Raw genomic sequence first — 21540 nt, 5'->3', positions numbered from 1 at the left:
GGAGCAGCGGCTCAGTCATAGATCGCCTCCACCAACCACTGCCCGGCCTCGACGGCCAGCAGCAGGGCGGCACCGTCGGCCAGGCTGACCTGGAACCGGGCCCGGCGGCGGGCCTCGGCCGGCGCCCACCACCGCTCGTCCACCGGCCACGGGCCGGCCCAGCCCACGATCTCCGCCGGCTGGCCGGTGCCGACCACCAGCCGAGCCGGTGGGGCGCTCACCGCCAACCGCGCGCTGATCACCACCGGCTCGCCGGCGGCGTCGTGCACAGTCGCCGCGAGCGGAGTGGGCAGCACCACCGCCGGCGCGGGCGCCGGCAGCCGGCCCGGCCACGGCGGAGCCCCGCCTCCACCCCGGCCGGTGGCCGGGTCGGCGCCGGCATCGGCCGGCAGGCCAGGACGGGCGGGGACGCGTTCGTCGCCCCACGGCACCAGTCGCACCTGGTCGGCCGGGGAGCGCCCACCACCGAGCACCGCGGTGACCACCGCTTCCGGGCCGAGGATGCCCTGCACCCGGCTCAACGCCCGGTGCGCGCGTTCCCGCTCCTCGCCGGTCTCCCCCCAGAGGCCGGCCTGCAGACCGGCCTGGGCGATCACCCCGTCCGGGATCAGTCGCAGCCGGATGATGCCGGCCGTCGGTCGGGCCGGTCGGGCACCGGCGCGGCCGTTGCTGCCGGAGAGCCACCCGTCGAGCTGCCAGCGCACCCGGTCGGCGATGGCCGCGGCGGTGAGCAGGCCATCGTGCCGCCACACCCGGTGCAGCTCCTGCCCGTGCTCGGTCACCGCCTCGATGCCGAGCCGGGTGCAGGCCAGCCCGTGCCCGGCCAGCCGTTCGTGCAGCCGCTCGGCCAGCGCCCGGGCCACGAACGCCGCCGCGTCGACCCGGTCGATCGGCTCGTCGTGCTCCGCGGTCACCGTCAGGTCGGCCGGCGGCTGCCGGACGGCGAGTGGGCGGTGGTCCCGCCCGGCGGCCAGCCGGTGGGCCAGCGCACCGTCGAACCCGAACCGGGCCAGCACGTCGCCGGCCGGCAGGGCGGCGAAGTCGCCGAGGGTGCGTACCCCCAGCCGGCGCAGCAGGTCGGCCAGCGCCGACCGGCCGAGCGCCTCGACCGGCAACCCGGCCAGGAACTCCGGTGTCCCGCCCGGTGCCACCACCCGGCCAGCGCGAGCGGCCAACCCGGCCGCGAACACTCCGTCGGCGATGCCGACCTGGCTCTCCACCAGGCACGACTGCGCCACATGCTCGATGATCCGCTCGGCGGCCGCCTCCTCGCCGCCGAGGTAACGGCCCGGCCCCCGGGCGGCCACCGCGCAGGCTCCCGGACGGACCACCTCGACACCGGCGACCAGCTCCTCCACCGCGGCGACCACCGGCTCGAACGCCCGGGCGTCCCGGCCCGGGTCGTACTCCACGACGGTGAGCTGCGGGCAGCGCCCCTGCGCCTCCCGCTTGCGCAGCCCCCGACGCACCCCCTCGGCGCGGGCCCGCTCGGAGCAGGCGACCACCCGATTGGCGTGCAGCACGGCGACCGGGCCGGTCGCCGGCACCCCGTCGACGATCTCGGCGGCGAGCACCGGCCAGTCCGGGCACCACAGCAGCAGCGTGCGTGCCGGCGCGCCGGTCACCCCCGACCGACCAGGGCGAGTGGCACAGCCGATCGGCCCATGGGCGACGGCAGCGTACGAGGGATCACCCGGGTCAGCTCGTCACCCGGGAGCCAGACCTTGATCTCCTTGGGCCGGGCGGCCGCCCCGCGCCCGCGCGCCGAGACGGTGATCTCCCGGCGGCGCAACCGCCCCCGGCCCAGCCCGAGCCCCTCCCAGACTCCTCGGACCACCTGCAACGTCACGTCCGCGCCGTCCCACCGGCCGTACGGGACGAGCACACTGCCGCGCTGCCGGGCCCGGGCGGCCAGCCGGGTGGCGACCGAGGCGGAGACCGAGGCCGGCACGGTGGTGACCACGACGTCCACCCCGTCGATCAGCGCGGCGACCACTGTGGCCCACTCGGGGCCGGGGTTCGGCACCAGGGCCAGCCGGTCCAGGGCGATGCCCAGCTCAGCCGCCGCGCCCGCGCCGAACGTCGGCACCCCGACCACGGCGCACCACGAGCCGGCCCGGGACGCCTCGGCGAGCAGGGCCAGCATCAGCGAGGTGCCACCGCTGCGGCGGGGCTGGCCGGCGGCGACCGCGATGGTGCTGCCCCGGCGCAGGCCCCGGTTGGGCAGCAGACCGGTCAGCTCGGGCACCACTGGCAGCACCCGGTGGCCACCGACCGGGTCGGGTGCGCTCGCCGGACGCACCAGATCGGCCAGCGCGGCGGAACCGACCACCATGCGGCCCGCCATTGGACCAACTCCCCCGTCGTTGCTGTGGATCAGATCAGGACCGGCACGCCGTGCCACCGGCCGCCCGGCTCCCCCCACGGGGCGGCCGGTGGCACGGCGGGATCAGGCGGCGAGGCCGTCCAGGGCCGGTTGGTGGGCCACACCGAGCGCGGTTTCCACCACCGTGACGAACTGTTCGGCAGCGCGGAGCAGGTCGTCGGCCTCCCGGGCGCTGACCACCCGGGGGATGCCGGCCTCGGCGGCGGCGCGCTTGCTGGCCCCTGCGGCGAAGAACCGGGACCACTCGTCGAGCTCCGGAGCGACGGCGCAGAGGAGGACCCAGACGCTGGTGATCCGGTTGCGTCGGCTCGGCGCGGGTCGGGCCCGGGCGGCGAGCAGGGCCGCCGCCGCGCGCAGGGCGGCCAGGTGGGCAGCCGCGTAGCGCAGACCGTCAGGTCGGGTCTGGCCGGCCTCGACCAGCCCACGGCGGGCCAACGTGAGGAGCTGGGCGGGGGTGCGGTGCGGCAGCACGTGCGCCGGCACCGTCGGTGCCTGAGCCGGGTTGGTCGGCATGGGTGTCTCTCCTCCACGTGGCCGAGACGTCACTGCGGCGGCTGATGCCGCCGACGAGACGCCGAGGTCGGGGTGGTGCGGAGGAAGACGCACCGGGTGTGGCCGGCCGGGTGTGGATGCTTCCCCACACCACACCCGGCCGGCGGACCGGCGGGTGCGTCGCCCGCCGCCCGGGGGTCGTGGGCGGCGGGCGACGCTCCTGCCTGTTGGGACCAGGCTCGCGACTGCCCGGAAACCCTGGTGCGGCCCGCGGAGCCGCACCGCCCGGAGGTGGCGCCGCGAAACGCCGCGCTCCGGCTGGTTGGAACGGGCGTTCGAGGCAATCGAACACTCGTTCTAACTGCTGCTGACAGTACACCTCCCCTCCGACGAAAATGCAACGTGTGACGCGCCGAGCGTGCCGGCCGGCTGAACCGGCCACCAGCGGACCGGGAAGAATGGCGGGATGCAGCCACACCCGAACGTACGGGCGGTGCAGGACGCGCTCACCGCCGCCGGCACGCTCGACGGCGCCGGTGAGCCCAGCATGGTCCGTCTGCTGCCCGACGCGGTGCACACCGCCGCAGCGGCCGCCGAGGCGCTCGACGTCGAGGTCGGCCAGATCGCCAACTCACTGATCTTCGACGCGGACGACACACCGCTGCTCGTCCTCACCTCCGGCGCGCACCGGGTCGACACCGCCGGCCTGGCGGCATCGATCGGCGTCACCCGACTGCGCCGGGCCACCCCGGAGTTCGTCCGGGCCCACACCGGGCAGCCGATCGGCGGGGTCGCCCCACTCGGGCACCCGCACCCGCTGCGCACCCTGGTGGACACGGCGCTGGCGGCGTACCCGGAGATCTGGGCCGCGGGTGGCGTACCCCAGGCGGTCTTCCCGACCACCTACCCCGAGCTGTTGCGGGTCACCGCCGGCACCCCGGCCGAGGTGGCGTGAGCGAGCGAAGCGAGCGCACCAGCAGTCCCAGCAACGACGCCGGCGCGGCTCCGGAGCTGGTCACGCTGCACGTGTGGCGGACCTCCCGCGGCGCGCTGCCCCGGGCGCTGACCCGGATGGCGGTGGACCCCCGCCGGTTGCGGGCCCTTCCCGGCGTTCGGTTCGGCAAGCTGCTGGGCACCGGGACCGGCACCGACTTCGGGCCACGGGACGCCGACCTGACCCGGTGGGCGGCGCTGACCGTCTGGGACTCTCCCGCCGCTGCGGCCGGCTTCGACGACTCGCCGGTCGGGCGGGCCTGGGCGCGCATCGCCCACGCCCAGGCGCGCATCGACCTACGCCCGCTGACCAGCCGGGGCGAGTGGTCCGGCCAGCGGCCGTTCGGCGACCCGTCGGGCGGTCGGGTCACCGGCCCGGTGCTGGCACTGACCCGGGCCCGGCTGCGGGCCCGCCGGGCGGCCACCTTCTGGCGGGCGATCCCGCCGGTGGCCGCCGCCCTGCGCGACGCGCCCGGGCTGCTGGCCCGGTTCGGGGTCGGAGAGGCCCCGTTGGGTTGGCAGGGCACGGTGAGCGTGTGGCGCGACCCGACGGACCTGGTGGCGTTCGCGTACCGTCACCCGGAGCATCGGGCGGCGATCATGCGAACCCCCACCGCGGGCTGGTACGCCGAGGAGCTGTTCGCCCGGTTCGAGGTGCGCGACGTGGTCGGCGACCGGTCGGTGCTCGGATGGGTCGCCGACGGCGGCCCGGAAACGGTGAAGGGTGGACGGGCATGAGGTTGGTGCGCTGGACGCCGGACGATCTCGTCCGGCGGCTGGACGACGTGGTGGCCGTCTACGGCGAGGCGATGGGATACCGCACCGACCTGCTGGAGGCTCGGCGCGGTTACATCGCCACCCACGTCCGCCGGCCGGGTTTCCGGGCGGTCGCCAGCCTGACCAGCGAGGGTCACCTCGCCGGCTTCGGCTACGGCTACCTGGGCGCCTCCGGTCAGTGGTGGCACGACCAGGTGCACCGCGCGTTGGACGCCCCGACCCGCACGCGCTGGCTCACCCACTGCTTCGAGGTGGTCGAGCTGCACGTCCGGCCACCAGCGCAGGGGCACGGTCTGGGCGCCGGTCAGCTACGCGCGCTGCTCGGCATGGCGGAGGGCGACACAGTGCTGCTGTCCACCCCGGAGGCCGACGAGCAGACCTCGCGGGCCTGGCGGTTGTACCGACGGTTCGGCTTCGTCGACGTGCTGCGCGACTTCCACTTCCCCGGCGACGAGCGACCGTTCGGCGTACTCGGTCGGGATCTGCCGCTCGAGCCACCGGCGTCATGACCCGGCGGATCTCCTGGACGTTGCTCGCCGTCCTGGTGCTCGCCCAGATCTGCTACCCGCTCACCACCGGCGCCACCCGGGCCGGGCTCACCGTGGCCACCGTCGTCCTCGGTTGGCTGCTCTCGGTCGGCCACGCGCTGCTCAGCCGGGGCCCACGGGTGGCGGCGGCGCTGGTCGCGGTGGCCACCGGCGGCGGGTTCGCGATCGAGGCGATCGGGGTGGCCACCGGCGTGCCGTTCGGCAGCTACGACTACTCCGGAGAGCTGGGCCCCAAGCTGGCCGGCGTGCCGCTGATCATTCCGCTGGCCTGGACCTGGATGGCCTGGCCGGCCTGGCTGGCAGCGGTCCGACTGACCGGCGGCAGGGCCGCAACGGCCAACGGCAGCGGGTCGACAGCCGGCGGCAGCGGGTCGACGGTGGGTCGATGGGTGGGGCGGATCGCGCTGGCCACCGTGGGGCTGGCCGCCTGGGACCTCTTCCTCGACCCGCAGATGGTGGCCGAGGGCTACTGGGTCTGGCGCGACGCCACCCCGGCCCTGCCCGGCCTGGCCGGCATCCCGGTCAGCAACTACCTGGGCTGGCTGCTCTTCGCGGTGCTGATGATGAGCGCGCTGCGCCCGCTGGCCGGGCCGGCCGCCGAGCACACCGACCGGCGGGACCACCCGATGGTCGCGCTCTACCTGTGGACGTACTTCTCCAGCATCCTGGCCCACGCCGTCTTCCTCGACCTGCCCGCCTCGGCGCTCTGGGGCGCCGCCGGCATGTCGGTGACCGCCGTCCCCCTGGCGGTGACCCTCCTGCGTGCCCGCCGGGGCGGTGACTCCGGTCGGGAGGCCCACCAGCCACACCGCCCCGGCGTCGACGCGACCCGATGACCGTCCTGCTCGCCCTGCTCATCGCCGTCGCCGCGTTGACCGGGCACACCTGGCTCAACGCCACCCGGTGGCTGCGCCGACCCACCGACCGGCCCGACGACGTCGACGAGATCGTCACCGTGCTGCTGCCGCTGCGCGACGAGGCCACCCGGGTCACGCCCTGCCTGCGCGCTCTGCTGGCCCAGCGCGGCGTACCCGGGCTGCGCGTCGTGGTCCTCGACGACGGGTCCACCGACGGCACCGCCGACGTGGTCCGCGCGGTGGCCGGCGACGACCCCCGGGTCACGCTGCTCACCGGGGTCGCCCCACCGCAGGGCTGGCTGGGCAAGCCGCACGCCTGCTGGCAGTTGGCCACCCGGGCCGACCCGGACGCCACAGCGCTGGTCTTCGTCGACGCCGACGTGGTGCTCGCCCCGCACGCCGTGGCCGCTGCCGTCACCGAGCTGCGCGCCGCCCGGGCGACGCTGCTGTCGCCGTACCCCCGGATCGTGGTGGCGACGGCCGGGGACCGGTTGGTGCAGCCGCTGTTGCAGTGGCTCTGGCTGACCTTCCTGCCGCTGCGCGCGATGGAGTGCTCGTCGCGGCCGTCGCTGGCCGCGGCGGGCGGGCAGTTCCTGGTGGTGGACCGGGCCGGCTACACCGCCGCCGGCGGGCACGCCGCGGTCGCCGACAAGATCCTGGAGGACGTCGAGCTGGCCCGGGCGGTCAAGCGGGCCGGTGGGCGGATCGCCCTGGCCGACGGCTCCCGGCTGGCCACCTGCCGGATGTACGACAACTGGCCGCAACTGCGCGACGGGTACTCGAAGTCGCTCTGGGCGTCGTTCGGGCACCCGGGCGCGGCGGCAGCAGTGGTGGCGGCGCTGCTGCTGCTCTACACCGCACCACCGCTGATCGCGCTGACGGGTGCGGCGGCCGGCGCACCGAGGGTGGCAGCAGTGGGCCTGGCCGCGTACGTGCTCGGGGTGGCCGGACGGGTGCTCACCGCCCGCGCGACCGGTGGCCGGTGGTGGCCCGACGCGCTCGCACACCCCGTGTCGGTCGTGGTCCTCGGTTGGTTGACCCTGCGGTCGTACCATCTGCGAAAGCGACGCCGCCTGACCTGGCGGGGCCGCCCGGTCAGCTAGGGAGGACGCGGCATGGCGCGGATCGTGGTCGTCGGCGCCGGGGTGGGTGGCCTCGCCACCGCCGCCCGGCTGGCCGCTACCGGGCACCAGGTGACCGTCTTCGAGCGGGCCGACACGGTCGGCGGCAAGCTCGGCCGGTACGCGCACGACACCCCTGCCGGGTCGTTCCACTTCGACACCGGGCCGAGCCTGCTCACCCTGCCCGAGGTCTTCCACGACCTGTTCGAGGCGACCGGGGCGAAGCTCGACGAATACCTGGACCTGGTCCCGCTGGACCCGATCGTCCGGCACGTCTTTCCCGACGGTGGCCCGACCCTGGACTCGTGCGCCGACCCGGCGGAGTTCACCGCCCGGATCGGAGCCGCGTTCGGTGACCGGGCGGCAGCCGACTGGCAGCGGCTGTGGCGCCGGGCGGCGCGGGTGTGGCAGGCCTCCTCACGGGACATCCTGCGTCGTACCGTCGATTCTCCCCGCGACCTCGCGTCGCTGGCCTGGCGCGTCGGCGACCTGGCCGCCATCGCCCCGGGCCGCAGTCTGCGCGGCCTGGGCCGCCGGCACCTGTCCGACCCGCGGCTGCGGATGATGTTGGACCGGTACGCCACCTACACCGGCGCCGACCCACGTCGGGCACCGGCGGCGCTGGTCGCGGTCCCCTACGCCGAGCTGGCCTTCGGCGGCTGGTACCTGCGCGGCGGGCTGGGCACGCTCGCCGACGCGCTGCTGACCCGCTGCCTGGACCTCGGCGTGGTCGTGCAGACCGATGCCACGGTCACCCGGATCGACGCCACCGGCGGCCGGGTGCACGGGGTACGCCTCGCCGGCGTCACCACCCCGGTGCCCGCCGACGTGGTGGTGGCCAACGTGGACGCGCTCACCGTCTACCGTGACCTGCTGCCAAACCCGCGTCGGCTGGCCGGGCTGACCGACCGCAGCCTCGCCGGCTTCGTGCTGCTGCTCGGCGTCTCCGGCAGCACCGGGCTGGCCCACCACAACGTCTTCTTCCCGGACGACTACGACGCCGAGTTCGACGCGGTCTTCGGTGACCCCGGGCGCGGCGTACGGGCCCGGCCGGCGGCCGACCCGGCCGTGTTCGTCACCGTGGCCGACGACCCGATGGTCCGCCCAGCCGGACACGAGGCGTGGTTCGTGCTGGTCAACGCCGCCCGGCAGGGCACCGCGGCGGGCGCGGTCGACTGGCGACGCCCGGGGCTGGCCGACGCGTACGCCGACCGGATCCTGGACGTGCTGGCGCGGCGCGGCGTGGACGTGCGCGACCGGCTGCTGTTCCGCGAGATCCGCACCCCGGCCGACCTGGACGTGGCGACCGGCGCGCCAGGTGGCTCGATCTACGGCACCGCCGGTGGGCTGCTCCGCCCGGCGAACCGGGGCCCGGCGAACGGGCTGTGGCTGGTGGGTGGCTCCACCCACCCGGGCGGCGGGTTGCCGATGGTGACCCTCTCCGCGCAGATCGTCGCCGACGAGATCGGCCCCGCCTGGTAGACCCGGCCTGCTCCAGCCGGTGTCTGTCGCGGTAAGCGTCTCTCAGCCGGCGCCTGTTTCGGTCGGCACCTTTCAGCCGGCGCCTGACTCAGCCGGCGCCTGACTCAGCCGGCGCCTGACTCAGTCGGCGCCTGTTTCGGTTGGCGTCGGACTGGCCCGGTCAGTCGGCGTCGAGCAGGGCTCGGCGGATGCTGGAGAGCAGTTGCCCCAGGCCGAAACCGGCCAGCAGCACCCAGACCGCGGTCGCCATGGTGATGGTGCCGGCGGCCAGGTCCGGCTCGATCAGCCCGGCCAGCCCGGCGACCAGCAAGCCGGCCAGCGCCACCGAGACCCGGGTGGGGCGTTCGCCCACGGTCACCGCACCGATCTCCCGCATGCCGGCGGCGACCGCCCGCGCCCGGACGTACTCGTGCAACCAGGACAGCGCGCCGCCCGCGACGACCAGCGCACCCGGCGCGCCCACCAGCCAGAACGCCAGCAACCACGCCACCTCACCGAGCCGGTCGGCGACCGAGTCGTAGACGTAGCCGAGCCGGGTGGTGCGGCCGGTGGCGACCGCCACCGCACCGTCCACGCTGTCCGCCACGGCGGCGAGCAGCACGAACAGCGCGCCGAGGAAAGGCCCGTCCCCCGGCCGGCCCACCAGCAACGGTACGCAGAAGCAGAGCAGCACCCCGGCCACGGTGACCGCGGTGGGGCTGACCCGCAGTCGACCCAGCACATATCCGACGTGGTACGCGAATCGCAGCCAGGCGCGTACCACCGGCGCCGCGACCCGCGGGTCGAACCCGCCGTGCAACCGCGCCCACGCCGTGGCGTACTGATCCCAGTTCAGCTGTGTGCCCACCACGGATCAACCGTCGTGCCGGGCAACAGGTGTCGCAGACGCAGCGTTCACACGCGGGCGCCGGCCTTCAGGTTCTGCCAGACCTCGCGGGTCGCGGTGGACCGGTTGAGGGTGATGAAGTGGATTCCCGGCACACCCTCGTCCAGCAGTCGGCGGCACATCTCGCTGGCCTGCTCGATGCCGAGCCGGCGGACGGCGTCCGGGTCGTCGGCGACGCGTTCGAAGCGGGCCGCCAACGCCGGTGGGAACGGCGCACCGGACAGCTGCACGGACCGCTCGATGGTGCTGAACTGGGTCACCGGCATCACGCCGGCCAGGATCGGGGTGTCACAGCCGGCAGCGGCCACCCGGTCACGTAGCCGCAGGTAGTCGTCGGCGTCGAAGAACATCTGGGTGACCGCGAACTCCGCGCCGGCCCGACACTTGCGGACGAACTGGGCGGTGTCGCTGGCCACGTCGGGCGAGCGGGGATGCTTGTACGGGAAGGCCGCCACGCCGACGCTGAAGTCACCGGCGTCGCGCACCAGCCGGACCAGGTCCTCGGCGTAGTCCACGCCCTCGGGGTGACGGATCCACTCACCACCCGGGTTGCCCGGGGGGTCACCACGAACGGCCAGCACGTTGCGCACCCCAACCCCGGCGAGCCGGCCGACCACGTGCCGCAGCTCGGCGACGGAGTGGTTGACCGCTGTGAGGTGGGCCATCGGCAGCAGGGTGGTCTCGGTGGCGATCCGCTCGGTCACCGCCACGGTGGTGTCCCGGGTCGAGCCGCCGGCGCCGTACGTGATCGACACGAACGACGGGCGCAGCGACTCCAACTCGCGGATGGCCTGCCAGAGCAGCTGCTCCCCCGCCTCGGTCTTGGGCGGGAAGAACTCGAACGAGAAGGTCGGCTGGCGCTCACGGATGAGCTCCCCGATCGCCGGCTGCGGATTGGGGAGTGTCGAGGGAAGACCGAGCGCCACGACCCGACTCTAGCGGTCGATGGCACCAGGACCCAGGCCCTTCCCACCCTGACGGCCGGGCCGGCCCCCCGCGTCCCGATCCGACGGGCGGGAAGGCGTCGTACCTCCTGGGTAGGAAGGGGTGGTGCGGGAGGGGCGGCGGGGGCGGCCCAGGTGCCCGCGCGGGGGTCAGCAACCGAGCGGTGTCGCTGGTCCCGCCCGTTCAGGGCGGGCCGGTCGGCGCCGCGCCGACGCCCGCCAGGAGGACAGATGATCCCGCCCGCACCGCCGCGCCCCGCGCAGCTCGGGCCGCTGCTGGCTCGCTGCCGACTCGACCGGGGCTGGAGCCAGCAGCGAGCCGCCGCCGAGTTGTGTGCCGCCGCCGGGGTGCCGACGCTGAGTCGGCACGAGATCTCCCGGTGGGAACGACAGCGTCGCGTGCCGGGCGGGTTCTGGCTCGGCTGGCTCGCCGTCGTCCTGGACGTGCCGCTGGTGGTGCTCGCCGAGGCCGCCGCGGCCGCCCGTCGGGCCGGCTCGACGCGGGCCACCGGGCCGGGCCGCGCCGCGGCGGCCGGCCCGCGACCGGCCGGGCGGACGGGTCCCGGCCGCACCGGCGGGACTACGCGTGGCGGTGGAGCACGAGCACGGACGACCGGCTAGCGTCGGGGCGTGACCCACGCTGCTCCCGTGTCCCCCGTCGACCGCGCCGGCCTGCGGCAGCGGGTCGACAAGGCTCTCACCGAGTTCCTGGCCGGCCAACGGGTCCGGCTCGCCGCCGTGGACGACGCGCTGGGTCCGGTGGCCGAGGCGATCGAGGCGTTCGTGCTCGGCGGGGGTAAGCGGCTGCGTCCCGCATTCGCGTACTGGGGGTTCCGGGGGGCCGGCGGGCTGGACGGCGACCAGGTGCTGACCGCCCTGGCCTCACTGGAGTTCGTCCAGGCCAGCGCCCTGATCCACGACGACCTGATGGACCGTTCCGACACCCGTCGCGGCGAGCCCGCCGTACACCGACGGTTCGCCACCCAGCATCGGGAGGCCGGCTGGGGCGGCGACCCGGACGGTTTCGGCGACGCCGCGGCCATCCTGCTCGGCGACCTGTGCCTGGTCTGGTCCGACGAGCTGCTGCACTCCGCCGGCCTGGACCTGTGGTCCCTGGCCCGGGCCCGGCCGGTCTTCGACGAGATGCGCACCGAGGTCACCGTCGGGCAGTACCTCGACGTGCTGACGCAGGTCACCGGGGACACCTCGGTGGAACGGGCCAGCAAGGTCGCCCGGTACAAGTCCGCGAAGTACACCGTCGAGCGTCCGATGCTGCTCGGCGCCGCGCTGGCCGACGCGCCGGAGGACGTACGGACTGCCTACTCGGCGTACGGGCTGCCGCTGGGCGAGGCGTTCCAGCTCCGCGACGACGTGCTGGGGGTCTTCGGCGACCCGGCGCTGACCGGCAAACCGGCCGGGGACGATCTACGCGAGGGCAAGCGCACCTACCTGGTGGCGGCGGCCGTGGAGGCCACCGACGACGCGGGCCGCGAGCTGCTGCTCGGCCGGCTCGGCGACCCGGAGCTGGACGAGCACGGGGTGGCCCGGCTCCGCGAGGTGATCTCGGGAAGCGGGGCGCTGGCCCGTACCGAACAGCGGATCGTCACACTCACCGACGCCGCCCTGGCCGCCCTGACCGCCGTCGACCTCGACACCGAGGCCCGCCAGGCCCTGGTAGACCTGGCCATAGCCGCAACCCGCCGATCCGACTAACCCCTCACCCTGCCCCACCCCCTCCCCCCTCCCGCCCCCGCCCGCTGGCGTTGATCATGAAGTTATTGCCACGACACGCCGAGCGGCCTGGCAATAACTTCATGATCAACCGATGCGGGGGCCGGGGCAGGGGGCCGGGGGCGGGGGTTAGAAGCCTTGGGCTTGGGCTCGGCGTTTCACCTCGCGGGCCTGGTCGCCGGAGAGGGCGGCGGCTGGGGTGGCGCCGGGGAGGGTGTCGTCCGGCTCGTAGAGCCAGCGCAGGACAGCCTCGTCGTCGTAGCCGTTGTCGGCGAGCAGATTGAGCACGCCGGGCAGGTGCTTGAGCACGGTCTGGTTGGCAACCAGGTCCGCTGGGATCCGGCGGACGCCGTCACGGCGGACCGCCAGCAACTCCCGGTCACGGATCATCTGGTGCACCTTGCTGATCGACACGTCGAGGCGTTCGGCGACGTCGGGCAGGGTCAACCAGTCGGCCGGGTCGGTGGGGCCGGCGAGCTCCAGGCCGGGCGCGGCCTGGTCGGGTACGGGTTCGGTCACCCGACCACCCTGCCACGCCGCCGCCGCGACGAGCCACCGGCACCCCGGGCAGCCCATCTGCGTCCTCTTGCCTGATCGCCGCTGACCAGCGAACAATGGGCCGGGAACGCGGCGGGACGGACCGGTTGGGCGTACGGCTGTAGCATCCTGTTCATCCTTCACCCCCTGGACACATAGACTGCCTGCCGATGGACACTCAGGTCGCCGACACGTTGCTGGGCTCGCTGATCGACGGGCGCTACCGCATTCGCGGTCGCGTGGCCCGTGGTGGCATGGCGACCGTGTACACCGCCACCGACGAACGCCTTGAGCGCACCGTCGCTGTCAAGATCATTCATCCGACCCAGGCGAGCGAGGCACGGGCCCGGATCGCCAACTTCGTGGCGCGGTTCACCGACGAGGCGAAGACCATCGCCCGGCTGACCCACCCGAACGTGGTGGCGGTCTACGACCAGGGCACGCACGCCGGCCTGCCGTACCTGGTGATGGAGTACGTCCGTGGCCGCACGCTGCGTGACGTGCTGGCCGAGCGACGCCGGCTCAACCCGGACGAGGCGCTGGCCATCGCCGAGCAGATGCTCGCGGCGATCGCCGCCGCGCACCGGGCCGGTCTCGTGCACCGCGACGTCAAACCGGAGAACGTGCTGGTCGCGGAGGCGCCGACCGGTGGCGTCGCCAACCTGGTCGACAGCGTCGTGAAGGTGGCCGACTTCGGGCTGGCCCGGGCGGTCGAGGCGAGCGCCGACGAGGAGCAGGGCAACCAGCTGATGGCCACCGTGGCGTACGTCGCCCCGGAGCTGGTCACCGAGGGCCGCGCCGATCCGCGCACCGACGTCTACTCGGCCGGCATCGTGCTGTTCGAGATGCTCACCGGCCGGGTGCCGTACGACGGGGACCGCCCGGTGGACGTCGCCTGGCAGCACGTCGACCGGGACGTGCCGGCGCCCTCGACGCTGGTGCCGGGCCTGCCGTCGGTCCTCGACGACCTGGTGCAGCGTGCCACCCGGCGTGATCCGGAAGCGCGGCCCGCAGACGCCGGCGCGTTGTTGACCGAGGTGCAGGTGGCCCGGGACCGTCTGGGCGACGCCAACAGCCACACCGCCGTACTCCGTCCGGTCAGTGACGAACCGTCGCTCTCCCAGCCGACAATGATGGTCGCGACGGTCCAGCCGCCCAACCGCCCCTCGTGGGCACGACTGCCCGAGGGCGCCAGCAGCCAGGGGCCGGGGCGGCGTCGGGCCGCCCCGGAGCCGGCGGAGGGCCTGGGCGCCCGGCTCGCCGCGCTGCGCAGCACGGTGCTGAGCAACCCCCGTGGCCGGCTGGCCGTCGCGGCCGTGGTCGTGACGCTGGGCCTGGTGGCCGCGCTCGGGGGTTGGTGGTTCGGCGTCGGCCGCTACACGGACGCTCCGCAACTGGTGAGCCTGAGCAAGGCGCAGGCGCAGGCGCAGGCCGACCGCACCGGGCTTCTCGTCAAGTACGCTGAGCCGCGCTTCGACGAGAAGGCCCCGAAGGACAGCGTGCTGGAGCAGAACCCGGCGTCCGCTGCCAAGATCGTCAAGGGTGGCACGATCACCCTGACCCTCTCCCTCGGCCCGGAGCGTTTCCCCGTACCGGACGTGATCGGCAAGGAGTTCGAGCTCGCCGAGGCGGACCTGGTCAACGTGAAGCTGGTGGTGGCCAAGGGCACCCCCCGTTACGACGACAGCCTGCCGGCCGGGGTCGTGGTGGACAGCTCCCCCAAGGTGGGCACCGAGGTCAAACCCGGTGCGAAGATCACCCTCATCCTGAGCCGGGGCAGGGCGCCGGTGACGGTGCCGAACCTGGTCGGCAAGAGCCTGACCGACGCCCGGACGACCCTGGCCCAGCTCAACCTGGTGCTGAAGGAGACCTACAAGGACTCCGACAAGCCGAGGGACGAGATCCTCGGCCAGAGCCCGGCCGATGGCGCCGGCGTGGAGAAGGGCACCGAGGTCAAGCTGGACGTCAGCAAGGGGCCACCGCTGGTCGCCATGCCACGGGTGATCGACCTGCCGTGCCAGCAGGCCAAGCAGGCGTTGGAGGGTCAGGGCTTCCCGGTGACGATGGCGATCAACCCGAACGCCGTGGTCCGGATCCAGATTCCGGGCGAAAATTCGCAGGTGGCGCCCGGCACCCCGGTCACACTGACGTGCTTCTGATGCCGACGATCTCCGCGCGGCCGGTGGGCACGCACACTCCGACCTCGGGTGGGCTGGCGAAGGCTGCCCTGCCGTACGCCGACGCGACCGGTGCGCAGGTGGTGCAGGTCTACGTCTCCAACTCGCGAGGCTGGGCACTGCCCAACGGCGACCCGGTGCAGGACGCCCTGTTCCGCGACGGTTGCGCCGAGCGGGGCATTCCCGCGTTCATCCACGCCGCGCTGCTGGTCAACCTCGGCTCGCCCACCCCGGCCACTGTCGAGAAGTCGGGCGAGACGCTTGCGCACGCGCTGCGTCGGGGCGTGGCGATCGGCGCGCGGGGGGTGGTGTTCCACGCGGGCAGTTCGGTGGACGAGGGGCACGCCGAGGCGGCGATGCGACAGGTCCGCGAGGTGTTGCTGCCGCTGCTCGACTGGGCTGCCGACGCTGGCGGGCCGATGCTGCTGGTCGAGCCGAGCGCCGGCGGCGGCCGGTCACTGGCCTCCCGGGTGGAGCAGCTCGGGCCCTACCTGGACGCGGTGGACAGGCACCCCATGCTCGGGGTCTGCTTCGACACCTGCCACGCCTGGGCGGCCGGCCACGACCTGGCGGCCGAGGGCGGTATGACGGCGACCCTGGACACCCTGGTGGCCACCGTCGGCGCGGACCGGCTGCGGCTGGTCCACGCCAACGACTCGAAGGATCTGTGCGGCTCCACCCGGGATCGGCACGAGAACATCGGCAAGGGCAGCATCGGCGAGCCCGCCTTCGCCGAGCTGATGGCGCACCCGGCGACCGCCGGCGTCCCGATCGTCGTGGAAACGCCCAGCGAGAAGCAGTTGGGCCACGCCGCCGACATCGCCACCCTCACCCGCCTGTCCCACCCCTGACCCCCCTCCCCGGCGTCCCCGACACCACCCCGGTGATCATGAAGTTATTGCCATGACACGCCGACACGAGTGGCAATAACTTCATGATCACCGGGGGTGGGGGCCTGAGGGGGGCCTGAGGTGGGGTTTTAGGCGGCGGCGAGGATGCGGGGTAGGGCTGCCAGGGCGCGGTCGATGTCCGCGTCGCTGAGGCCCAGGTGGGTGACCAGGCGGGCGGTACGGGGGCCGAGCACCGAGATCAGTACGCCCTCGGCCCGCGCCGCGGCAGCCAGGGCCCGGGCGTCCAGGGTGTGCTTGGTGAGGTCCAGCGCGACCAGGTTGGTACGGACCGTGGTGGCCAGCACACCGAAGGGCGCGACCGCCTCGGCGAGCAGGGCCGCCTTCGCGTGGTCGTCGGCCAGCCGGTCGATGTGCTGCGCGAGCGCGTACCGACCGGCGGCGGCGAGAATGCCGGCCTGGCGCATGCCCCCGCCCATCCGCTTGCGGATCAGCCGGGCACGTTCGATCTTCTCCGCGCTGCCCACCACCAGCGAACCGACCGGCGCGCCGAGGCCCTTGGAGAGGCACACCGACAGCGTGTCGAAGAGCCGGCCGTACTCGATCAGCGGCACCTGGTCGGCGACGTGCGCGTGCCAGATCCGGGCGCCGTCACAGTGCAGCGCGACGCCCGCCTCGTCAGCGACCCCGCGCAGGTCCCGCAGGGTCGCCAGCGGAATCACCCCGCCGCCGCCGCGATTGTGGGTCTGCTCGACGGCGATCGCGCGGGTGGGGACGGCGAAGTAACCGTCCGGCCGGATCATCCCGGCCACCACCTCCGGGTCGATGTCCGCGCCCACCGCGGGCCAGGTCCGCGAGGAGATCCCGCCGTACGCGGCCGCGGCGCCGATCTCGTACGTGACCACGTGCGCGTCGGCGTCGCAGAGCAATTCCTCGGCGGGCGACACCAGCAGTTGCAGGGCGATCTGGTTCGCCATCGAACCGCTCGGGGCGAACAGCGCCGCCTCGTGCCCGAACAACGCGGCGACCTCGGCCTCCAGCGCGTTGACGCTCGGGTCCTCGCCGTAGACGTCGTCGCCGACCTCAGCGGCGGCCATCGCCTCCCGCATCCCGGCGGTGGGTCGGGTCACCGTGTCGGACCGCAGGTCCACGAACAGATCAGGCACTGTCATCCTTTCAACTGCCGACTGCGGGCTGGCAAGCTCACCCTCGCGTCAGCCATGGTCATCCTCTGACTTGCCGGCTGCGGGCTCGCAAGCTCAGCCACGCAGCATTTCCGCTACGAGGAACGCCAACTCCAACGACTGCTGGGTGTTCAGTCGCGGGTCGCAGGCGGTCTCGTACCGGTCGGGCAGGTCGAGATCCTCGATCCCCTGGGCGCCACCGAGGCACTCGGTGACGTCCTCGCCGGTCAATTCGACGTGCAGGCCGCCGGGGTGGGTGTCCAGCCCCCGGTGCACCTCGAAGTAGCCGAGCACCTCGTCGACGATGCGGTCGAAGTGCCGGGTCTTGTAGCCGTTGGACGACTCGTGCGTGTTGCCGTGCATCGGGTCGCACTGCCAGACCACCTTGGCCCCGGCGGCGGTGACCTTGGCGACGATCGGCGGCAGCGCGTCGCGTACCCGGTGGTTGCCCATCCGGCTGATCAGGGTGAGCCGCCCGGGGATGTTGTCCGGGTTGAGCTTCTCGCACAACTCGATCGCCTCGTCCGGGGAGGTGGTCGGGCCGAGCTTGACCCCGATCGGGTTGGCGATCCGGGAGATGAAGTCGATGTGCGCCCCGCTGATCTGCCGGGTGCGCTCGCCGATCCAGAGGAAGTGCCCGGAGAGCCCGTACGCCCGGCGGTCGGAGACCCGGGTGAGCGCCCGGTCGTACTCCAGGGCCAGGGCCTCGTGGGAGCAGTAGAGCGTGACGGTGCGCAGCGCCTCGTCGTCGGTCATGCCGCAGGCCCGGATGAAGGCCAGCGCCCGGTCGATCTCCCGGGCGATCGCCTCGTAACGCTCCCCCGCCGGGGAGTTCTTCACGAAGCCCTTGTTCCAGTCGTGCACGGCGTGCAGGTCGGCGAGCCCGCCGGCGAGGTACGCCCGGAGCATGTTCATCGCCGCCGCCGAGTTCGCGTACGCGCGGATCATGCGCTGCGGGTCGGCGACGCGGGCGGCCGGATCTGCCTCCAGCGAGTTGATCATGTCGCCGCGGTACGCGGGCAGGCCGCGGGCGTCGGTCGGAAGCGAGCGGGGCTTCGTGTACTGCCCGGCGACCCGGGCGACCTTGACCACCGGCAGCGACGCGCCGTAGGTGAGCACGATCGCCATCTGGAGCAGGGTGCGGGCGTTGGCCAGCAGGTGGCTCTCGGTGTTGTCCACGAATGTCTCGGCGCAGTCACCACCCTGTAGCAGGAACGCCTTGCCCTCGCAGACCAGGGCGAGCTTCTGCCGGAGCTGGTCCACCTCGTAGGGCGCGACGACCGACGGCACGGTGTCGAGGACCTTGCAGACCGCGGCCACGGCAGCCGGGTCGGACCACGGCGGGACCTGCTCGCGGGGCAGCTCCCGCCATCGGTCCAGACCGAGCGCGGCGTCCTCGGCGGAGTCGATGGTCGGTCGGCTGGTCTGCAGGCCCGGGCTGCCCACCGCGGGATGGCTCAGCTGATGCCACTCATGGCGCATGACAGAAAGCGTACGGCGACGGTCGGGGTGGCCGGGCGGCGAGGGTGACGGTTCCGGCAGATGGGAGATCAAACTGCCGGGCGCTGGTCAGGACGCGGGAGTAGGGGCGACGCCGCTCGGCGTCGGGGCGGCCGGCTGACCCGGCGCTTCGCCGGCGATGCACCAGTCGCTTCCGTCCCGGGTGACGGTGAAGACCAGTGGCCGGACGACGGTGCGCTTGCCGACCGCGACCGAGACCGAGACGCGGACCTCCTGCCCGAGCGGACCGGACCGGATGTCCGTGATGGCCGCCTCCGGCACCTGGAAGTGGTCGGCGAAGTCACCGTTGGGGCCGGTGGCGCCCAGGTCGAAGCCGTCGTGCAGCAGAGCGCAGAGCTGGCTGCGGCCGGCGGCGACGTCCTTGGCCGCCATCGCGTCGAGGTACGCCTGCACGCGCTCGCGGGAGCGGGCGGCGGCCTCGTCGGCGGGAGCTCGGGCCGGCTTGGCGGCGGACTTCTCCTCGTCCTCGCCGCCGATCCCGCAGCCGACCAGGGCAACCGGCAGCAGCATCAGCCCGGCGGCGGTCGCCGCCAGCCTGCGGTGGGTCGGGCGCATGATCACCTCCGTCGGCGGTGAGATCGAGACGTGCCGAGCCGCGAGTCTGCCACATCCAGCTGACCGAGCCCAACGGCGGCGGCCCGGTCGACGCTGGGCGTCGACCGGGCCGCTGTGTCACGGGCGGGAAGGGACGGTGCGGGCCCCTTCCCGCCGTGTGGGTGGTGCGTCGGCCCTCGGCTCAGCCGAGACCGCCCTTGATGGCGCCGATGAGCTCGCCGTTGCTCGTGTCACCGGAGAGCTCCCAGAAGAACGCGCCACCGAGGCCCTGGTTGTTCGCGTACGTCATCTTGCCGTTGATGGTCGACGGGGTGTCGTAGCTCCACCAGTTGCTGCCGCACTTGGCGTACGCGGTACCGGCGATCGTGCCGGTGGCCGGGCAGGTGTTCTTGAGGACCTTGTAGTCCTCGATGCCGGCCTCGTAGGTGCCCGGCGCCGCGCCGGTGGCGCTGCCACCCGGAGCGGCCTGGGTGACACCGGTCCAGCCCCGACCGTAGAAGCCGATGCCGAGCAGCAGCTTGTTGGCCGGGACGCCCTTGCTCTTGAGCTTCTGGATCGCCGCGTCGGAGTTGAAGCCCTGCTGCGGGATGCCGGTGTACGAGGTGAGCGGTGAGTGCGGTGCCGTCGGACCCTGGGCGGCGAAGGCGCCGAAGTAGTCGTAGGTCATCGGCATCAGCCAGTTGAGGTTGCCGATGGCGCCGGCGTAGTCGGTGGCGTCGATCTTGCCGCCGTTGCTGCCGTCCGCGGTGATGGCGGCGGTGACCAGGGCGCTGGACCCGAACTTCGACCGCAACGCGCTGATCACGTTCTTGAACGCGTTCGGGCCGCTGGTGTCACAGGTCAGACCGCAGGCGTTGGGGTACTCCCAGTCGACGTCGATGCCGTCGAAGACGTCCGCCCAGCGCGGGTCCTCGACAAGGTTGTAGCAGCTCTCGGCGAACGCGGCCGGGTTCTGCGCGGCCTGGGTGAAGCCGCCGGACCAGGTCCAGCCGCCGAACGACCAGATCACCTTGAGGTGGGGGTTCATCCGCTTGAGCTTGCGCAGCTGGTTGAAGCTGCCGCGCAGCGGCTGGTCCCAGGTGTCGGCGACGCCGTCCACGCTGTCCGCCGCGGTGTACGCCTTCTCGTAGTCGGCGTAGCTGTCGCCGATGGCGCAGCGGCCACCGGTGGTGTTGCCGAAGGCGTACAGGATGTGGGTCAGCTTGGCAGCGGAGCCGCTGGTCTGGATGTTCTTGACGTGGTAATTGCGCCCGTAGACGCCCCACTCGGCGAAGTAGCCGACAACCTTCTTGCCGCCCGGGTTCGGCGGGTTGGTGGTCGGCGGCGGCGTGGTGGGCGGTGGGGTGGTGGGCGGCGTCGTCGTCGGTGGGGTGGTGGTCGGCGGAGTGGTGGTCGGCGGGGTCGTCCCGCCGCCGCACGCGGCACCGTTGATGGTGCAGTTCAGCGGTGCCTTGTAGGCGCCGCTGCCGTTGTAGCCCCAGCTGAACGAAGCGCCGGGGGCGATGCCGCCGGCCCAGCTCTTCTTGACCGCGACGTAGTGGTTGCCGCTGCTGGTGACGTCGGCGTCCCACGCGCTGCTGATGGTGGTGCCCGACGGCAGGTCGAACTCGATGCGCCAGGTGGTGACAGTGGCGCTGGAGCCGTTGGTGACGGTCACCCTCGTCTCGTGACCGGTCCCCCAGTCCTGCGCCTTGGTGAAGGTGGTGGTGACCGTGCCGGCGCCGAACGCGGTGGTGACCGGCACCGCTGCGACGGTCAGGGCGACCACGGCACCGGCCCAGAGGGCCCGGCGGAGCGATCTTTTCATGAGGCGTCTCCCGAACTGTTAGGAAACTTTCCAAAAGAGATGGTGAGACGGTACTCACGGCGTCATCAGTTCGTCAAGATGTCCATGTTTCGATTTCTCCTGGTGCACGGAGTGCGTACGCTGCGCCCACCCCGGGTCGACACCCGGCCGGCGCGTAGCCTCGGCCCATGACCGTCTTCGACATCCCGATCGACGCCCTCAACGGCGGCCCCGCCGACCTGGCCCGCTACCGCGGCAAGGCGTTGCTGGTCGTCAACGTGGCCTCCCGCTGTGGCCTCACCCCGCAGTACGCCGGCCTCCAGACGCTCGCCGACTCCTACGCCGACCAGGGCCTCGTGGTGCTCGGCGTGCCGTGCAACCAGTTCGCCGGGCAGGAGCCGGGAAGCGCCGCCGAGATCAGCGACTTCTGCCAGGTCAACTACGGGGTCACCTTCCCGCTGACCGAGAAGGTCGACGTGAACGGCCCCGACCGGCACCCGCTCTACGCCGCGCTCGTGGGCACCGCGGACGCCGACGGGCACACCGGTGACGTGCGTTGGAACTTCGAGAAGTTCCTGGTGGCCCCGGACGGCTCGGTCGCCGCCCGCTTCGCCCCCACGGTCGAGCCCGGCTCCGACGACCTGCGCACAGCCATCGAAAAGACCCTCCCCACCCCCTGACACCCCCGGGGGTACTCCACGGCGCCGCCTTGATC

21 protein-coding genes are annotated in these 21540 nt (G+C 73.4%); 11 read left to right on the top strand and 10 right to left on the bottom strand.

What is annotated here, in order from left to right; translation table 11 throughout:
- Positions 1-11 precede the first annotated feature (11 nt).
- The 3 genes from GA0070561_RS29025 to GA0070561_RS29015 form a co-directional block, all read right to left on the bottom strand.
- The gene (locus GA0070561_RS29025; protein ID WP_091407645.1) at positions 12-1625 is read right to left on the bottom strand and encodes a DNA polymerase Y family protein; all 1614 of its coding nucleotides are present in this window, start codon (positions 1623-1625) and stop codon (positions 12-14) included.
- Positions 1622-2347, bottom strand: coding sequence for a hypothetical protein (locus GA0070561_RS29020; RefSeq protein ID WP_091407642.1), 726 nt, complete (start codon positions 2345-2347; stop codon positions 1622-1624). The genes GA0070561_RS29025 and GA0070561_RS29020 overlap by 4 nt, the downstream gene beginning before the upstream one ends.
- 102 nt (positions 2348-2449) lie before the next feature.
- Positions 2450-2899, bottom strand: coding sequence for an SAV_6107 family HEPN domain-containing protein (locus GA0070561_RS29015; RefSeq protein WP_007463070.1), 450 nt, complete (start codon positions 2897-2899; stop codon positions 2450-2452).
- A 445-nt stretch (positions 2900-3344) separates the two neighbouring features.
- On the opposite strand from GA0070561_RS29015, the gene GA0070561_RS29010 reads away from it, so the two are divergent.
- From GA0070561_RS29010 to GA0070561_RS28985, 6 genes are read left to right on the top strand one after another with little or no spacing between them, the layout of a single operon-like run.
- On the top strand, positions 3345-3833 hold the full coding sequence (locus GA0070561_RS29010) for a YbaK/EbsC family protein (RefSeq protein WP_091407640.1): 489 nt from the start codon (positions 3345-3347) through the stop codon (positions 3831-3833).
- A complete protein-coding gene (locus GA0070561_RS29005) occupies positions 3830-4609 on the top strand; it encodes a monooxygenase (RefSeq protein ID WP_091407636.1) in 780 nt (259 codons plus the stop codon). Before GA0070561_RS29010 ends, GA0070561_RS29005 begins: the two co-directional genes overlap by 4 nt.
- Entirely contained in the window at positions 4606-5157 is a 552-nt protein-coding gene (locus GA0070561_RS29000) for a GNAT family N-acetyltransferase (RefSeq protein WP_091407634.1), read from the top strand. The genes GA0070561_RS29005 and GA0070561_RS29000 overlap by 4 nt, the downstream gene beginning before the upstream one ends.
- Complete coding sequence (locus GA0070561_RS28995) at positions 5154-6032, top strand: carotenoid biosynthesis protein (RefSeq protein ID WP_091407632.1); 879 nt, start codon at positions 5154-5156, stop codon at positions 6030-6032. Before GA0070561_RS29000 ends, GA0070561_RS28995 begins: the two co-directional genes overlap by 4 nt.
- Positions 6029-7156: a glycosyltransferase family 2 protein gene (locus GA0070561_RS28990; protein WP_091407629.1), complete on the top strand. Its 1128-nt coding sequence runs from the start codon at positions 6029-6031 to the stop codon at positions 7154-7156. The genes GA0070561_RS28995 and GA0070561_RS28990 overlap by 4 nt, the downstream gene beginning before the upstream one ends.
- A 12-nt stretch (positions 7157-7168) precedes the next feature.
- The gene (locus GA0070561_RS28985; RefSeq protein ID WP_091407626.1) at positions 7169-8656 is read left to right on the top strand and encodes a phytoene desaturase family protein; all 1488 of its coding nucleotides are present in this window, start codon (positions 7169-7171) and stop codon (positions 8654-8656) included.
- A gap of 160 nt (positions 8657-8816) precedes the next feature.
- Here the strand turns inward: GA0070561_RS28985 and GA0070561_RS28980 are convergent, their stop codons facing one another.
- Positions 8817-9506 carry a CDP-alcohol phosphatidyltransferase family protein gene (locus GA0070561_RS28980; RefSeq protein WP_091407624.1) on the bottom strand — a complete coding sequence of 230 codons (690 nt, stop codon included), beginning with the start codon at positions 9504-9506 and terminating at the stop codon, positions 8817-8819.
- A 44-nt stretch (positions 9507-9550) separates the two neighbouring features.
- A complete protein-coding gene (gene metF, locus GA0070561_RS28975; RefSeq protein WP_091407621.1) occupies positions 9551-10468 on the bottom strand; it encodes a methylenetetrahydrofolate reductase [NAD(P)H] in 918 nt (305 codons plus the stop codon).
- A gap of 249 nt (positions 10469-10717) precedes the next feature.
- Here metF and GA0070561_RS28970 point away from each other — a divergent pair, with 249 nt between their 5' ends.
- A complete protein-coding gene (locus GA0070561_RS28970; RefSeq protein WP_091407620.1) occupies positions 10718-11107 on the top strand; it encodes a helix-turn-helix domain-containing protein in 390 nt (129 codons plus the stop codon).
- 9 nt (positions 11108-11116) lie between these two features.
- Entirely contained in the window at positions 11117-12199 is a 1083-nt protein-coding gene (locus GA0070561_RS28965; RefSeq protein ID WP_091407617.1) for a polyprenyl synthetase family protein, read from the top strand.
- Between the two features lie 147 nt (positions 12200-12346).
- Here GA0070561_RS28965 and GA0070561_RS28960 read toward each other — a convergent pair whose 3' ends face one another.
- Complete coding sequence (locus GA0070561_RS28960) at positions 12347-12736, bottom strand: Rv2175c family DNA-binding protein (RefSeq protein WP_091408069.1); 390 nt, start codon at positions 12734-12736, stop codon at positions 12347-12349.
- A 188-nt stretch (positions 12737-12924) separates the two neighbouring features.
- Between GA0070561_RS28960 and pknB the strand changes: the two genes are divergently transcribed.
- Together pknB and GA0070561_RS28950 are read left to right on the top strand one after the other, a co-directional pair.
- Positions 12925-14913: a Stk1 family PASTA domain-containing Ser/Thr kinase gene (pknB, locus tag GA0070561_RS28955; protein ID WP_091407614.1), complete on the top strand. Its 1989-nt coding sequence runs from the start codon at positions 12925-12927 to the stop codon at positions 14911-14913.
- Positions 14913-15782 (top strand): deoxyribonuclease IV, encoded by an 870-nt coding sequence (locus GA0070561_RS28950; protein WP_091407611.1) that lies wholly within the window; start codon positions 14913-14915, stop codon positions 15780-15782. The genes pknB and GA0070561_RS28950 overlap by 1 nt, the downstream gene beginning before the upstream one ends.
- Positions 15783-15910: 128 nt before the next feature.
- Here the strand turns inward: GA0070561_RS28950 and GA0070561_RS28945 are convergent, their stop codons facing one another.
- The 4 genes from GA0070561_RS28945 to GA0070561_RS28930 all read right to left on the bottom strand — a co-directional run bounded on the left by GA0070561_RS28945 (position 15911) and on the right by GA0070561_RS28930 (position 20846).
- Complete coding sequence (locus GA0070561_RS28945) at positions 15911-16951, bottom strand: threonine aldolase family protein (RefSeq protein WP_373861511.1); 1041 nt, start codon at positions 16949-16951, stop codon at positions 15911-15913.
- 87 nt (positions 16952-17038) lie between these two features.
- Positions 17039-18445, bottom strand: a complete 1407-nt coding sequence (locus GA0070561_RS28940; protein WP_091407607.1) for a class II 3-deoxy-7-phosphoheptulonate synthase — start codon at positions 18443-18445, stop codon at positions 17039-17041.
- Positions 18446-18532: 87 nt separating this feature from the next.
- Positions 18533-19039, bottom strand: coding sequence for a nuclear transport factor 2 family protein (locus GA0070561_RS28935; RefSeq protein WP_091408066.1), 507 nt, complete (start codon positions 19037-19039; stop codon positions 18533-18535).
- Between the two features lie 181 nt (positions 19040-19220).
- Positions 19221-20846 carry a glycosyl hydrolase family 18 protein gene (locus tag GA0070561_RS28930; RefSeq protein ID WP_091407605.1) on the bottom strand — a complete coding sequence of 542 codons (1626 nt, stop codon included), beginning with the start codon at positions 20844-20846 and terminating at the stop codon, positions 19221-19223.
- Between the two features lie 167 nt (positions 20847-21013).
- Here GA0070561_RS28930 and GA0070561_RS28925 point away from each other — a divergent pair, with 167 nt between their 5' ends.
- Positions 21014-21505, top strand: coding sequence for a glutathione peroxidase (locus tag GA0070561_RS28925; protein ID WP_091407603.1), 492 nt, complete (start codon positions 21014-21016; stop codon positions 21503-21505).
- Positions 21506-21540 lie beyond the last annotated feature (35 nt).

It is taken from the genome of Micromonospora saelicesensis (genome assembly GCF_900091575.1).
Classification (GTDB): domain Bacteria; phylum Actinomycetota; class Actinomycetes; order Mycobacteriales; family Micromonosporaceae; genus Micromonospora; species Micromonospora saelicesensis.
Note: the sequence above shows the minus strand (reverse complement) of the source record. Positions and strands in the feature narration are given on the sequence as shown.